The sequence below is a fragment of the Kitasatospora sp. NEAU-69 genome, assembly GCF_057158765.1.
Genome location: NZ_JBWXUE010000004.1, coordinates 169,965 through 184,355 on the forward strand (window position 1 = coordinate 169,965; position 14,391 = coordinate 184,355).

Consider the following 14,391-nt stretch of genomic DNA (forward strand, 5'->3'; position numbering starts at 1 on the left):
CAACTTTTCGGGGGTGGGGGGACTGGGGGAACCAATCCAAGAAAAAAACCCCCCCCCCCCCCCCCCCGCGGCGTGCCCGGAGGTCGGTGCGCCCGGAGCCGGTCTGCCCGGAGAGTGAGACGCTCTTGTGAGACACGGTGTCAGGGCGCCAGCATGGACGGCATGACCTCGCACACGTGGCTGAGCCGTCGACTTCACGTCGACCTGGCGCTCGCGTGCTCGGCGATCTGTCTCCGCGCCCACTGAGCGCGGTGGCCCGCCCGGCTGTGCCGGGTCTCTTCTTCTCGTCCGGTGGGGCGGGGTGCACCGCTGCGTGCCGGTCTCCTTCCGCACCCTCACCTGTGAACCCTCACCCGACGGGATCCTCCATGCGCCTCGCGCTGCCATCTCGTGTCCTCGCCGCCGCGCTGCTCGCGCTCGCGGCGGCGGCACTGCCCGCACCCGAACCCGCGCACGCCGTAGCTGCGGCGGCCCCGGCGGCGGCACCCGCCCCCGTGCCGCTGCCGCCGCACAACCCGTACGCCGGGCCGGACGGCACGGCGACCATGCACGGCGACACCGGCTCCTCCGACGCGACCGAGCTGCCCGGCCCGGGGGCCGGGCAGCTGAGCTCGCACCGGGCGGCGCTGGCCTCGGCCTGCCCGACCGTGCTGGTCGGCTACGACGGCTACCCGGTCGCGCTCTGCACCGCGATCTTCGGGCTCACCCCGACCGTGCACCTGCTCGACCCCGCCACCGGCGACTCGATCGACGAGCTCCCGATCGCCAAGGGCTCGCTGCTCGGCGGTGTCTACGCGTACCTGGACGACCAGGACCGGCTGGTCGTCGTGGACGGCAACCAGCACCTGCTGCGGATCGGGCACCACGGCGGCAAGCTCACGGTGGACAGCGACCTGCCGCTGGGGATCTCCGACCCGGAGGTCGGCCTGGCCCCGGACTGGCAGGGCCGGGTCTGGTTCGCCACCGCGAACGGCACGGTCGGCACCGCCGACGACCGCACCGGCACCGTGCGCACCATCGCGCTGCCGGCCGGCGAGCAGGTCGCCAACAGCATCTCCACCGTGCCCGGCGGCACCGCGGTGGCCAGCACCGCCGCGCTCTACCTGTTCCGGGCCGGTCCCGACGGTACCCCGCAGCTCGTCTGGCGCCAGGCGTACGACCGCGGACCGGGCCGCAAGCCGGGTCAGCTGAGCTGGGGCACCGGCTCGACGCCGACCTTCTTCGGCCCGGCCACCGGCGCGGACTACGTCACGATCACCGACAACGCCGTGCCGCACGAGCACCTGCTGGTCTACCGCGCCGACACCGGCGCCCAGGTCTGCGAGGTCCCGGTGCTGCTGGCCGCCGGCAGCGAGAGCGGCACCGAGAACGCGCCGATCGGCGCCGGTGACGCGGTCTACGTGGCGAGCACCTACGGCTACCCGTACCCGAAGCTGCCGGCCGGCGCCGGGCCGAGCGTGCCCGCGTCGGCCGACTTCGCCGGCGGTCTGTCCCGGGTGGACGTGCGCCCGGACGGCTCCGGCTGCGACCTGACCTGGGACACCACCACCCGCTCGGCGGCCGTGCCGAGGCTCTCGCTCGGCGACGACCTGATCCGCACCGTGCTGCGCGAGCCGCTGATCCCGGGCACCGCGGGGACCTCGATCCTTGACCCCTACTACTACGCCGAGATCGACCCGCGCACCGGAGCCGTGCTGCGCACCCGGTTCCTGGGGGCGGGCTTCCTCTTCGACCCGCTCCAGATGGCCGCCACCGTCGCACCCGGCGGCGTCTTCTACCAGGGCACCACCACCGGTGTGGTGCGGGTCACGGCCACCGGCTGACCCGTGCGCGGGGGCGCGTGCCGTGCCGTGCCCCCGCGTGCCCGGGTGCCCGGGCGGCGCGCGGAGCGTGGCTGACGGCGTATCCGGGGAGTCGGGTGACGGGCCCTCGGGGACTCGTGCGAGACTGCGCCAATGCCGTCGCCTACACAGAAAGCCCTGGCCAAGGTGCCTGGGCCGCTGCGTCCCTTCCTGGTGCAGCACCGCAGCCTGGTGAAGTTCCTGCTGGTGGGTGGCACGTGCTTCGTGCTGACCATGGTGATCAACTACGCGCTGAAGTTCAGCGTCTGCGGGAACAAGCCGGTCGTCGCGCTGACCGTCGCGACCGCGCTGGCCACCGTGGCCTCCTACGTGCTGAACCGGCAGTGGTCGTTCCGCTCGGAGGGCAGCCACAAGGAGGCGATCCCGTTCATCGTGGTGAGCGCCATCGCGGTGGGGGTCAACGACCTGCCGCTGCTGGCCAGCCGCTACGTCTTCAACCTGCGCGAGCCGCACGTCACCCACTTCACCCAGGAGACCGCCGACTTCGTGAGCGGCATCATCCTGGGCACGCTGATCGCGATGGCGTTCCGCTACTGGGCCATGAAGAAGTTCGTCTTCACCACCCAGCGCGCGGACGAGGAGTCGCAGGCGGCCGTCGAGCCGCCGGCCCGGGTGCGCTGAACGGAGTTCCCCGACACGACGACGGCCGCCGACCCCGCTGAGCGGGGACGGCGGCCGTCGGTGCGTCAGGCCCCAGGAGTTCTTCGGGTCAGGCGTCGACCGGCTCGGGCTCGACCGGGGCGACCGCCGTCCGGCCGCCACGCGGTCGCAGGCTGACCGCGGCCATCGTCACCGCGAGCCCGGCGAGTGCCCAGCCGACCAGCACCAGCAGCGGGACGAGCACGTTCGTGCCGTTGAAGTAGTTGATCGAGCGGGCCACCTCGGTGCCGGCCCCGTTCGGCAGCCACGGGCCGATCGCGCGCCAGAACGGCGGCATCAGCGGCGGCGGGTAGACCCCGCCCGCGCTCGGGTTGCCGAGCACCACGAAGATCAGCACCGCGAGCCCGATCCCGACCACGTCGAACAGGCACTCCAGCGCCATGGTGATGGTGCCGACCGCGAAGACCACCAGGCTGCCCAGGCCCCAGAGCGGCAGCAGGCCGCCGGGCAGCGCGTTCAGGATCGGGCCGGTGATCAGCGCGCCGCCGATGCCCGCCGCGATCGAGTAGAGCGCCAGCACTCCGGTGCGGATCACCGCGCGGTTGCGGTTGGCCGGGCGCGAACCGGCGCTGATGCCCAGGATCGAGGCGACCAGGTAGCCGCCGACGCACCAGCCGACCACCAGGTAGAAGGACGAGAGGCCGTTGGCGTCGCCGGCGGCCAGCGGGACCACGTCCTGCACCTGTACGGTGCGGCCCTGCGACTGAGCGACCGCGGTGACGATGGTCTGCGCGGCGCGCGCGGCGGACGGGCCGCGGGCGTTGGCGACCAGCAGCGTGTCCTGGGTGCCGGACGGGTTGAAGACCACCGCCGCGTACAGCTTCTGGTCCTTGAGCTGCTCGATCGCGGCGGCCTGGTCGGCCACCGGCCGGGCGGCCACCGCCTCCTTGGGCACCTGGTCGAGCCCGGCCACCAGCTTCTCGCTCACCTGCGGCGGGGCGACTACGCCGATCGACAGCCGGTGCGGGGTCGGGTCGTGCAACGCGCCCACGTAACTGGCGATGAAGCCCAGCTGGAGCAGCAGGACGCCGATCACCAGGACCGCCGCGCGGCCGGTGACGGCGTCCTTGAGCTCGGCGGCGAAGCCCGGCCCGGGGGTGTGCTGATCTCGGTCGTACGCGGACATCGGCGGTCTCCTCCGACGATCGTCTGAAACGGACCAATCGGATACTTAATATCATGAAATAAATTGCCCGAGCAGGAGGCGGCACCGGCCCGCCGGATGCGCGGGGCGGGCTGCACGTGCTGGTGGATACTGATCGCGCGCCGAGGGCCGGCGCCGGACCGGCGAGCGGTGGTCGATGTGGGCGAGGACCTGATGGGCAAGGGCCTGATGGACGAGGGCGAGGGGTCGGGTTCCGCGCAGGAGCAGGTCTTCCGGGCGGTGGAGCGCGAGGTGGCCGTGATGTTCCGGCGCGGCCGGGCCCGCTCGGCGGCGATGTCCCGCCTGGTGCACCCGAAGCTGGAGGGGATGGCGTACAGCCTGCTGGCCCACCTCTACGACACCGGCCAGGTCCGGGTGACGGACGTCGGGGCGCACTTCGGCGTCGGCAAGGCCACCATCAGCCGGCAGATCAAGACGCTGGAGGAGCTCGGCCTGGTCGCCCGCGAGCCGGACCCGCTGGACGGCCGGGTCTCGCTGGTCTCGCTCACCGAGGACGGTGCGAGCCGCTACCGGCGGGCGTACGACGCCCGACTGGCCTCGTTCCGCGCGATGCTCGGCACCTGGGACTCGGCGGACCTCGCGCGCTTCGCCGAGCTGCTGGCCCGGTTCAACGACACGGTCGCGGTGGTGGAGAAGCAGCAGGCCGGCCGGGTGGAGTAGCCCGCGCGACGGCGGCCGCGGCGAGGGCGGGCCGGGCCGAGGGGCTGCGCGAAGCGTGAAAAAGGTTGCCTGGGTCAACCATCCCTGATTATAGTTGCCTGAGGCAACTAAAAATCGCTTCGAAGGACCGCCATGACCCCCAGCTCACCAGCCCGCACCCACCACGGTGCCGCCGCCGACCGCCCGATGACGCACCGGGAGATCCTCGAGGCGCTCTCCGGGCTGCTGCTCGGGCTCTTCGTGGCAGTGCTCTCCTCGACGATCGTCTCCAACGCCCTGCCGACCATCCTGGGCGACCTGCACGGTGGCGAGTCCGCCTACACCTGGGTGATCACCGCGGCGCTGCTCTCGCTCACCGCCTCCACCCCGATCTGGGGCAAGCTCTCCGACCTGGTGAGCAAGAAGCTGCTGGTGCAGCTCGCGCTGGTGATCTACATCGTCTCGTCCACACTGGCCGGGCTCTCGCAGAACACCTCCGAACTGATCGGTTGCCGGGTGCTCCAGGGCATCGGCGCCGGCGGTGTGGTCGCGCTCGGCCAGATCTGCCTGGCCGCGATGGTGCCGCCGCGCGAGCGCGGCCGCTACAGCGGCTACTTCGGCGCCGTCTTCGCCCTGGCCACCATCGGCGGGCCGCTGATCGGCGGCGTCATCGTGGACACCCACTGGCTCGGCTGGCGCTGGTGCTTCTACGTCGGCATCCCGTTCTCGGTGATCGCCATCATCGTGCTGCAGCGCACGCTGCACCTGCCGGTGGTCAAGCGGAAGGCGAAGATCGACTACCTCGGCGCGGTGCTGGTCGCCGGTGCCGTCAGCCTGCTGATGGTCTGGGTCACGCTGGCCGGCAAGAACTACGCCTGGGGCTCCTGGCAGACCGTGCTGATGGTCGGCGGCGGACTGCTGCTGGCCGTGCTGTTCGTGCTGACCGAGCGCCGGGCCGCCGAGCCGATGATCCCGATGACGCTCTTCCGACACCGCACGGTCAGCCTGGCGGCGATCGCCAGCGCGTTCGTCGGGATCGGGATGTACGGCGCGACCACCTTCCTCAGCCAGTACTTCCAGCTGGCCAAGGAGAAGACGCCGACCATGGCCGGCATCATGACGCTGCCGATGATCCTCGGGCTGGCGGTCTCCTCCGCCGTGGCCGGCCGGCTGATCACCAAGTACGGCAAGTGGAAGCGCTACCTGGTCGCCGGCACGTTCCTGCTCGCGCTCGGCTTCGTGCTGCTCGGCACCGCCCGGGTGAACACCGGCTACGGCCTGCTCGCGGTCTACATGGCCTGCACCGGCGTCGGGCTCGGCCTGACCTCGCAGAACCTGGTGCTCGCGGTGCAGAACACCGTGCCGGCCAAGGAGCTGGGCACCGCGAGCTCGGCCGTCACGTTCTTCCGCACCATGGGCGGCGCGATGGGCGTCTCCGCGCTCGGCGCGCTGCTCGGCACCAAGGTCACCCACTACCTGACGCAGAACCTCAGCGCCGCGCACATCCCGGCGGCCGGCGCCAAGGCACTGGGCGGCGGCGACCTGCCGGACCTGCACACGCTGCCCGCACCGCTGGTCCCGCTGGTCACCGACGCGTTCGGGCACGGCGTCGCGACGGTCTTCCTGGTGGCCTCGCCGTTCGCGCTGCTGGCGTTCCTGGTCGTCCTCTTCATCCGCGAGGTCCCGCTGCGCACCACCGCGCAGACCGTCCCGGCCGCCGCCGATCCGGCGGTGGAGCCGAGCGTGGCCGCCTAGGGCCTGTCCGGCGTTGATCGCTGCGGGTGCTGCGGGTGCTGCGGGTGCTGCGGGTGTGGTGGGTGTGGTGGGCCGGCGGCTCGTGATCGGGCTGCGGTGCGGGCCCGGGTCAGTTCGCGGCGTGAGCCCGGGTCAGCCCGCGATCAGGCTCAGGCCGTAGCCGACCGCCGCCACGCAGGCGGCGAAGCAGACGCCGGCGCCGGCCAGCGCGAGCGTGCCGCGGCCGCCCCCGGCCTGGCCCGCGCGGGCGGCCTCGACGGCCGCCTCGCGGCGGGAGACGGCCAGGATGCCGAGTGCGAAGGCGCTCACCACGACGACCGTGACGACGAAACTGACGCCGGCGGTGTCGGCCAGGGCGCTCCAGTTGATGTGCATGACCGGGCTCCTCAGGCGGCGACGGTAGTGGTGGGGTTGCCGGCCGCAGCGGTCGGCTCGGCCGGGGTGGCCACGGTTGCCGGGGCAGCCGGGGTGGCCGACTCGACCGGGGTGGCCGGGGCGGCCGTCACCGGGGTGACCTCGGTGACGGTCTCGACGTCGTTGACGTTGTCGGCGGTCACCGGCTCGCGGCGGGAGAGCAGCCACATCGCCGCCGAACCGCCGGCCAGCGCGATGCCGACCAGGACGACGCCCCAGGTGCCGCGGGTCGCGACGAAGGCGGCCAGGCCGGCCACCGTCGCGGCGGCGGGCATCGTCAGGCCCCAGGTGTAGACCATGCGGCGGGCCATGCTCCAGTGCACCTGGGCCTTCGGGCCGCCGAGGCCCGCGCCCATGATGCCGCCGGAGACGACCTGGGTGGTGGACAGGCCGTAGCCCATGTGCGTGGAGGTCAGGATCACCGCGGTGGTCGAGGCCTCGGCCGCGAAGCCCTGCGGCGCCTGGACGTCGGTCAGGCCCTTGCCCATGCTGCGGATGATCCGCCAGCCACCCATGTAGGTGCCGAGCGCGATCGCCAGGCCGGCGCTCGCGATCACCCAGGTGGGCGGCAGCGCGTGCTTGGGCAGCGCACCGACCGAGACCAGGGTCAGCGTGATGATGCCCATGGTCTTCTGCGCGTCGTTCGTGCCGTGCGCGAGCGAGACCAAGGAGGCGGAGAACATCTGGCCGACCTTGAAGCCCTTGGTGGTGGTCTTCTCGTTGCCGCGGCGGGTGATCAGGTACGCCATCTTGGTGGCGCCCCAGGCGGCCAGTCCGGCGACGATCGGCGAGGCGACCGCGGGGATCACGATCTTGGTGACGACGGTGCTGAAGTTCACCGCGTGCAGCCCGACACCGACGATGGTGGCGCCGATCAGGCCGCCGTACAGCGCGTGCGAGGAGCTGGACGGCAGGCCGCGCAGCCAGGTGACCAGGTTCCACAGGATGGCACCGGCCAGTGCGGCGAAGATCACCGCCGGGTGGATGCCGGCCTTCTCGCTGACGATGCCGCCGGAGATGGTGCTGGCGACCTTCACGGAGAGGAAGGCTCCGGCGAAGTTGAGGATCGCGGAGATCGTGACGGCGACCTTGGGTCGCAGGGCGCCGGTCGCGATCGAGGTGGCCATCGCGTTGGCGGTGTCGTGGAAGCCGTTGGTGAAGTCGAAGGCGAGCGCCGTGACGATCACCACCGCCACCAGGAACGTGATGTGTTCCATTAACCAAACATTCGTCGTAGTTGGTCGTAGCTGTCGGACAGGCGCGTTCCCAGCCGCCGTCAGTCGCGACGGTAGGGATGGTGAGTGAACGGGAGGTTAACTGGCCCCGTCCTCCTGGCTTCGTTCGTGTCCGAGGGCTTGATTCAAGACATACCGAAGGTTGACAGTCCCAGTCTGACCTGGCGCTCCGCCGGGATCGTCCGGATTGCTGCCGGATTCGTGAGATCTGCGTCACGACGAGCCGTCAGCTGAGAATTAATCAGCTGATCCGGGGGCGGTCTGCCGCAGGGGGGCCTACCCATGGCAGGATTCGGCGCGGGTGCGGACGAGAGTGCCTGCGTGTCGCTGCGTGTTGCTACGGATACCCACGGGCGGGACTTCTCCGGTGGGACAAGCAGATGGGACGAGGGGGAGGCGGACCGATGCCGATCGCGCTGCGCGAACGAATGGTCGGAAACCAGCCATGGCTACGGGCCGCACTGCGCTGCGGCGCGGTGCTCGCGCTGGCCGCGCTCGCGCTGCCGACCGCGGCGGGGGCCGCGCTCGCTGCGCCGTCGCCCGCCGCCACACCGTCGGCCACCGCCTCGCCCGTGCCCGGAGCCCCTGCGCCCGGGGCACCCGCGCCCGCTTCCGGAGCTCCCGGGGCCGCTTCCGGAGCCCCCGCAGCCCCGGCCGCTGACCCCAACGACCCGCTGGCGGCGGCCACCGCCACGCTCCAGCCGCTGCTGGACAAGATCCACCTGCTCTACCAGAACGCCGAGGGCGCGACCGAGCAGTACGACGCCACCGCCGCCAAGATCGCGACGCAGCAGAGCGCCGTCACGGCCGCCAATGCGAACCTGGCGCAGCAGCAGAAGGTGGTGGACACGGGTCTGGACGTCGCCGCCGAGCTGGCCGCCGACCAGTACCAGAACGGCAACCTCTCCGAGTACGGCCAGCTGCTGCTCACCCAGGACCCGTACGAGGCCGTCCACCTGGCCGACCTGCTGTCCGCCGCGAGCCGCTCGCAGGCCGCCTTCCTGAGCCAGCTCAAGACCGAGCGGGCCAAGCTGGAGCAGCTCAAGACCCAGGCGGCGGCCGCCCTGGCCGACTCCAAGGCGCTGCTCGCCCAGCAGGACAAGGCCAAGCAGGACATCGCCAACCAGCTGGCCGGCGTCGAGCAGGTGGTCTCCTCGCTCACCGGCGTCCAGCAGGCCCAGCTGGAGCAGCTGGAACAGTCCCAGGTCAACCAGGCCCAGGTGGCGTTCCTCGCCTCCGGCGCGCTCGGCCAGGGCGAGCGGACCCCCTCGGTCGCCGGCCGGGCCGCCGTCGCGTACGCGCTGGCGCAGCTCGGCAAGCCGTACGAGTGGGGGGCGACCGGCCCCGACAGCTTCGACTGCTCCGGCCTCACCTCTCAGGCGTGGCTGCACGCCGGCCTCACGATCCCGCGGACCAGCGAGGACCAGTGGGCGTCGCTCCAGCACATCCCGCTGAACCAGCTGCGCCCCGGTGACCTGGTCGTCTACTACCAGAACGCCGAGCACGTCGCGATGTACATCGGCGGTGGACTGGTCGTGCAGGCGCCGCACACCGGCGCCGTGGTCCGGGTCTCGCCGATCGACATGGCGCCGATCCTGGGCGCGGTCCGCCCGGATCCGCAGAGCCCCTCGGACAGTCAGGGCGGCGCCTGGAAGGTGCCGGACGTGCTGCAGAGCCTGCAGACCGTCACCCCGATAGCCCCCGACCTGGCCTCGGTGAGCGGCCTGCCGCCGGCCGCGCCGTTGCCCGCGGCGCCGGCTCCGCTGGCCCCGCTCTCGCCGCTCGCGCCCAGCGCGCCGGCGAACAGCCCGAGCGGGACCACCGGCGGGCCGTCGCTGCCGTGGGCGGCGCCGACGCCGTCCACCACCGGGCCGTCCGCCGGCGCCGGCTCCACCCCGCCGGGGCTGGGGACGCCGAGCGGCTCCCGCCCGCCGACGAGCGGCGCGACCCCCACCGGCTCGCCGACCGGCGGCGGTTCGCCGCAGCCGACCACCAGTGCCGCGGGCACCATCACGGTCGGCGGCGACGGTTCGACCAAGCCGACGCCGACGGGGACGGTGACCGGCACCCCCACCCCGACCGGCTCGGCGACCGGCCTGCCGGCCTGCCCGCTCCCGGGCACGCCGACCCCGGCCCCCACGGCGACGGTGACGGCCACGCCCACCCCGTCCGCCACCCCCACCTGCGCGCCGGCCCCCGACGCGACCCCGGCGGCCCCGGGCACCGGCACGCCGATCCGCTGACCGACGATCAGCCCGCGCACCTGTGCCCCGCGCCCCCGCGCCCCCGCGCTCACCCGAGCTCGGGGGCGCGGGGCTGCGGGTCAGGCTCACTCCTCGCCCGAGTCCGGTTCGAAGCGGATCACCACGGCCTTCGAGGTCGGCGTGTTGCTGATGTCCGCCGTCGAGTCGAGCGGGATCAGCACGTTCGTCTCCGGGTAGTACGCCGCCGCGCCACCCCGGGCGACCGGGTAGTGGACGATCCGGAAGTGCCGGGCCCGGCGCTCCACGCCGTCGCGCCACTCGCTGACCAGGTCCACGTAGCCGCCCTCGACCAGGCCGAGGTCCTTCGCGTCGGCGGGGTTCACCAGCACCACGCGGCGCCCGCCCTTGATGCCGCGGTAACGGTCGTCCAGGCCGTAGATCGTGGTGTTGTACTGGTCGTGCGAGCGCAGCGTCTGGAGCAGCAGGCGCCCGTCCGGGACCTCGGGCGCGGTCATCGGGTTGACGGTGAAGTTGGCCTTGCCGGTCGCGGTCGGGAAGCTGCGGCTGTCGCGCGGGCCGTGCGGCAGCGCGAAGCCGCCGGCCTTCCGCACCCGGGCGTTGAAGTCGGTGAAGCCGGGGATCACCCGGGCGATCCGGTCGCGCACGGTGTCGTAGTCGGTCTCGAAGTCCTCCCACGGCACCTGGTCGGTGGGGCCGAGGGTGGCCCGGGCGAGGCGGCAGACGATCGCGGTCTCGGAGAGCAGCTCGGGGGCCGGCGGGCGCAGCCGGCCCTGCGAGGAGTGGACGATGCCCATCGAGTCCTCGACCGTGACGAACTGGTCGCCCTTGGAGGTGCGGTCGCGGTCGGTGCGCCCGAGGGTGGGCAGGATCAGCGCGCGGGCGCCGGTGACCACGTGCGAGCGGTTGAGCTTGGTGGAGACGTGCACGGTGAGCCGGCACTTGCGCATCGCGGCCTCGGTCACCAGCGTGTCCGGGGTGGCCGCGACGAAGTTGCCGCCCATCGCGAAGAAGACCCTGACCCGGCCGTCGCGCATCGCGCGGATCGTCTCCACCGCGTCGAAACCGTGCTCGCGCGGTGACTCGAAGCCGAACTCGCGGTCCAGCGCGTCCAGGAAGGCCGCGGCGGGCCGCTCGAAGATGCCCATGGTGCGGTCGCCCTGCACGTTGCTGTGCCCGCGGACCGGGCAGACGCCCGCGCCCGGCCGCCCGACGTTGCCGCGCAGCAGCAGGAAGTTGACCACCTCGCGGATCGTCGGCACGGAGTGCTTGTGCTGGGTCAGGCCCATCGCCCAGCAGACGATGATCTTCTGCGAGCCGAGCACCAGCCGGCCCAGCTCCTCGATCTGCTCCCAGGGCAGCCCGGTCGCGGCCAGCACCTCCTCGCGGCTGGTCTTGCCGGCCTCCTCGGCGAACTCCTCGAAGCCGTGGCAGTGCTGCTCGACGAACGCCCGGTCCACGCCGCCCTCGGCGCGCAGGATCAGCTGGTTGAGCGCGCGGAACAGCGCGAGGTCGCCGCCGAGCCGGATCTGCAGGAAGAGGTCGGTCAGCTTGGTGCCCGAGCCGACCAGGCCGCGCGCGTTCTGCGGGTTCTTGAACCGCTCCAGCCCGGCCTCCGGCAGCGGGTTCACGCTGACCACGGTGGCGCCGGCCCGCTTGGCCCGCTCCAGCGCGGAGAGCATCCGCGGGTGGTTGGTGCCGGGGTTCTGACCGGCCACGATGATGAGGTCTGCCTGGTAGAGGTCCTTCAGGCTGACGCTGCCCTTGCCGACGCCGAGCGTCTCGACCAGCGCCGAGCCCGAGGACTCGTGGCACATGTTGGAGCAGTCCGGCAGGTTGTTGGTGCCCAGGCGCCGGGCGAAGAGCTGGTAGGTGAAGGCGGCCTCGTTGCTGGTGCGGCCCGAGGTGTAGAAGGCGGCGCCGTCCGGCGTCTCGAGGGCCTTGAGCTCCTCGGCGACGATCGCGAACGCGCGCTCCCAGCTGACCGGGGTGTAGTGGTCGGCGCCCTCCTCCAGCAGCATCGGCTCGGTGAGCCGGCCCTGCTGGCCGAGCCAGTAGCCGGAGCGCTCGGCCAGCCCGCTGACCGAGTGCTCGGCGAAGAACGCCCGGGTGATCCGGCGCTCGGTGGCCTCCTCGGCCACGGCCTTGGCGCCGTTCTCGCAGAACTCGGCGGTGTGCGGCTTGTCCGGCTCGGGCCAGGCGCAGCCGGGGCAGTCGAAGCCGCCGTGCTGGTTGACCTTGAGCAGCGTGGCGGCGGCGCGCAGCGGGCCCATCTGCTCGTTCGCCATCCGCAGGCTGTGCCCGACGGCGGGCAGTCCGGCGGCGGCGTTCTTCGGTGCGCCGACCGCGGGCGCGTCCTGGGCCGGGTCGCTCTGCGGGGCCTGCTTGGCCATGACTGCCACACCTCCGTGCTGGGATCAGGGCCGCGCCGTCGACAACCCGGCCACCATCCTCGCACCTGCGGCTTCCTCTTCCGCTTCTCCTGCTTCTCCCGCTTCTTCTCCCGACAGCGCCCGCAGCAGGCTGCGGGCGGCGGCGTCGTTCTGCCGGAACCCCGGGGCGTTGGTGCGCGGGCGGGAGAACGCGGTGACGGCGCGGCCGTTGGTGTGCGGGCCGAGGGCGAGGCGGCGCGGGTGCGGGGCGCCGTCGAGGGTCGGGTCGAGCAGCCGGCCGTCGGCGGGGGCGGTGCCGATCAGGCCGGAGCGGTGCGTGAAGCCGGAGTCGGCGACCACCTCCTCGCGTAGTTCGCCGGTCCGCAGCAGTGCCGCCAGCAGCTGGTCCTCGGTGCGGTCCACCACGGCGCGCGGCAGGTGGGCCTCGATCAGCGCGGTAGCGGCCACCTGGTGTCCGGGCAGGCTCGGGCTGCCGGCCAGGAAGCGGCCGCTCGCCTCGTCCTCGGTGATCAGCAGGTCGGCGCCGAGGAAGCGCAGCACGCCGGCCTCGGAGAGCGCGAGCAGTTCGCGCAGCCGGAAGCCCGGCGGACCGGAGGCCAGGCAGTTGAAGAACCCCTGCCACCAGCCGTCCAGCTCGCGCGCGGTCGAACGGGCGCTCAGCCGACCGGAGTTGGTCAGCCTTGGCAGCTGGCCGTAGAGCGAGAGCAGGGCCAGGAAGGCGCCCAGGTCGGCGCTGTACCCGGGGTCGGCGCGGCGGTCGGCATCGGCCCGGATGTAGCCGCGCAGGTGCTCCTGCAACTGCTCCGGTTCGGTGAACTCCAGCCCGGCGAGCGGGCGGTCCAGCTGTTCGAAGTCGAGCCGGTCGGCGGGCTCGGGCACCGCGCGCTCGATGAGCGCGGCCAGCTCGGGCGTGTACCAGTCGAGCCGGTCGTACGCCTCCAGGAAGGCGGGCCAGGCCAGCGCGGTCCGTTCGGGGTGGGCGTGGAAGAGCTCGTGGTAGTAGCCGAAGCCGACCTCCTTGGCCATCAACGGCCAGGCGTCGCGGCGCAGTTCCAGTGGGCCGGGGCGGGCCAGCAGCTCGTCGACGGCGGCCGGGCCGAAGTACCGGGGCAGCGGAGCGGGCGGGCCCTGCAGGCCGTAGCCGGTCTTCGAGTGGTACGGGACGCCGCGCCGCGAGCCTACGTGGATCACCGGCTCGCGGCCGGACGGGTGGTAGCGCTTGCCGCCGTCCGGCAGGTCCTCGAAGCGGCCGCCGCGGCCCTCGGTGAGCAGCGCCACCAGATCGATGAAGGCGAGTCCGAAGCCGCGCAGGACCAGCTGCTCGCCGGGCGCCACGGCGTCGAGGTCGGCCTCCGAGGAGAAGGCGGACGGCAGGTGGAAGAGTCCGTGCCGGGCGGCGAAGCGGGCGGTGGCGGTCTGGCGGTCGTCCGGCGTGGTGCCCAAGTGGCCGAGTGTCAGTACGACTTGGTCAACGGACAGCTGCGCTCCGGAGCCCAGGGTGACCAGTTGCGGCCCGTCCGGCGGGCCGTCCAGGGCGATGGCGGTGTCCCGGTGCACGGTGACCGTGATCCGCTCCGGCAGCTCGGCCAGCGTGCGGCGCAGCACCCAGTCCAGGTAGGCGCTCTGGGCGCGCCGGGTGGGGAAGTCGGTGGGCGCGAGGGCCGCCAGTTCGGCCCGCTGCGCGAGGTCCTCGGGCTCCCGGTACGGCGCGAACTCGCGCGGCGCGCGGGCCCATTCGGCGAACGAGGGGCCCGGGCGGACCGGTCCCTCGATCACCGAGCGCTCGTCGGTGAACATCGTGACGTCCTGCGCCATCGAGTTCATCCGCAGCAGCGGGGACTGCGCCTCGCGCCAGATCCGGCCGCCGCCGGGCGGGTAGGGGTCGATCAGGTGGATCCGCAACGACCGGTCGGGCGGCAGCAGTTCGGCGGCGTTTGCGGAGATCCGCTCCAGCAGCCCGGTGCCGCGCGGGCCGGCCCCGATGATCGCCAGCACACTCATGACCGGCGCACTCGTGACCGGCGTGCCCATGCCCAGCGCGCTCAT

The 14,391-nt window shown here is 72.8% G+C and carries 10 protein-coding genes; 5 read left to right on the forward strand and 5 right to left on the reverse strand.

All coding sequences use genetic code 11. From position 1 onward, the window contains the following. The first annotated feature begins 368 nt into the window (after nucleotides 1-368). Entirely contained in the window at nucleotides 369-1,823 is a 1,455-nt protein-coding gene (locus AC060L_RS06720) for an NHL repeat-containing protein (RefSeq protein ID WP_483797605.1), read from the forward strand. Nucleotides 1,824-1,955: 132 nt separating this feature from the next. Then, complete coding sequence (locus AC060L_RS06725) at nucleotides 1,956-2,483, forward strand: GtrA family protein (protein WP_483797606.1); 528 nt, start codon at nucleotides 1,956-1,958, stop codon at nucleotides 2,481-2,483. A gap of 88 nt (nucleotides 2,484-2,571) precedes the next feature. On the opposite strand, the gene AC060L_RS06730 is transcribed toward AC060L_RS06725, so the two are convergent. Then, nucleotides 2,572-3,648 (reverse strand): ABC transporter permease, encoded by a 1,077-nt coding sequence (locus tag AC060L_RS06730; RefSeq protein ID WP_483797607.1) that lies wholly within the window; start codon nucleotides 3,646-3,648, stop codon nucleotides 2,572-2,574. 63 nt (nucleotides 3,649-3,711) lie between these two features. Between AC060L_RS06730 and AC060L_RS06735 the strand changes: the two genes are divergently transcribed. Further along, the gene (locus AC060L_RS06735) at nucleotides 3,712-4,347 is read left to right on the forward strand and encodes a MarR family winged helix-turn-helix transcriptional regulator (RefSeq protein ID WP_483797608.1); all 636 of its coding nucleotides are present in this window, start codon (nucleotides 3,712-3,714) and stop codon (nucleotides 4,345-4,347) included. Nucleotides 4,348-4,533: 186 nt separating this feature from the next. After that, nucleotides 4,534-6,081 carry an MDR family MFS transporter gene (locus tag AC060L_RS06740; protein ID WP_483797751.1) on the forward strand — a complete coding sequence of 516 codons (1,548 nt, stop codon included), beginning with the start codon at nucleotides 4,534-4,536 and terminating at the stop codon, nucleotides 6,079-6,081. Between the two features lie 132 nt (nucleotides 6,082-6,213). Here AC060L_RS06740 and AC060L_RS06745 read toward each other — a convergent pair whose 3' ends face one another. Together AC060L_RS06745 and AC060L_RS06750 are read right to left on the reverse strand one after the other, a co-directional pair. Further along, nucleotides 6,214-6,456 (reverse strand): hypothetical protein, encoded by a 243-nt coding sequence (locus AC060L_RS06745; RefSeq protein WP_483797609.1) that lies wholly within the window; start codon nucleotides 6,454-6,456, stop codon nucleotides 6,214-6,216. Between the two features lie 11 nt (nucleotides 6,457-6,467). Next, nucleotides 6,468-7,712 (reverse strand): anion permease, encoded by a 1,245-nt coding sequence (locus tag AC060L_RS06750; RefSeq protein ID WP_483797610.1) that lies wholly within the window; start codon nucleotides 7,710-7,712, stop codon nucleotides 6,468-6,470. Between the two features lie 422 nt (nucleotides 7,713-8,134). On the opposite strand from AC060L_RS06750, the gene AC060L_RS06755 reads away from it, so the two are divergent. Continuing rightward, complete coding sequence (locus tag AC060L_RS06755) at nucleotides 8,135-9,973, forward strand: NlpC/P60 family protein (RefSeq protein WP_483797611.1); 1,839 nt, start codon at nucleotides 8,135-8,137, stop codon at nucleotides 9,971-9,973. Between the two features lie 86 nt (nucleotides 9,974-10,059). Here AC060L_RS06755 and AC060L_RS06760 read toward each other — a convergent pair whose 3' ends face one another. Both AC060L_RS06760 and AC060L_RS06765 read right to left on the reverse strand, forming a co-directional pair. Further along, nucleotides 10,060-12,345, reverse strand: a complete 2,286-nt coding sequence (locus AC060L_RS06760; RefSeq protein ID WP_483797612.1) for an FdhF/YdeP family oxidoreductase — start codon at nucleotides 12,343-12,345, stop codon at nucleotides 10,060-10,062. 24 nt (nucleotides 12,346-12,369) lie between these two features. Further along, nucleotides 12,370-14,391, reverse strand: a complete 2,022-nt coding sequence (locus tag AC060L_RS06765) for an FAD/NAD(P)-binding protein (RefSeq protein ID WP_483797613.1) — start codon at nucleotides 14,389-14,391, stop codon at nucleotides 12,370-12,372.

Bases quoted from the DNA above. Each gene is read 5' to 3' on its own strand.
- AC060L_RS06750 (WP_483797610.1), bottom strand. From the start codon at position 7,712: ATGGAACACATCACGTTCCTGGTGGCGGTGGTGATCGTCACGGCGCTC.
- AC060L_RS06765 (WP_483797613.1), bottom strand. From the start codon at position 14,391: ATGAGCGCGCTGGGCATGGGCACGCCGGTCACGAGTGCGCCGGTCATG.
- AC060L_RS06755 (WP_483797611.1), top strand. From the start codon at position 8,135: ATGCCGATCGCGCTGCGCGAACGAATGGTCGGAAACCAGCCATGGCTA.
- AC060L_RS06740 (WP_483797751.1), top strand. From the start codon at position 4,534: ATGACGCACCGGGAGATCCTCGAGGCGCTCTCCGGGCTGCTGCTCGGG.
- AC060L_RS06725 (WP_483797606.1), top strand. From the start codon at position 1,956: ATGCCGTCGCCTACACAGAAAGCCCTGGCCAAGGTGCCTGGGCCGCTG.
- AC060L_RS06720 (WP_483797605.1), top strand. From the start codon at position 369: ATGCGCCTCGCGCTGCCATCTCGTGTCCTCGCCGCCGCGCTGCTCGCG.
- AC060L_RS06730 (WP_483797607.1), bottom strand. From the start codon at position 3,648: ATGTCCGCGTACGACCGAGATCAGCACACCCCCGGGCCGGGCTTCGCC.
- AC060L_RS06760 (WP_483797612.1), bottom strand. From the start codon at position 12,345: ATGGCCAAGCAGGCCCCGCAGAGCGACCCGGCCCAGGACGCGCCCGCG.
- AC060L_RS06745 (WP_483797609.1), bottom strand. From the start codon at position 6,456: ATGCACATCAACTGGAGCGCCCTGGCCGACACCGCCGGCGTCAGTTTC.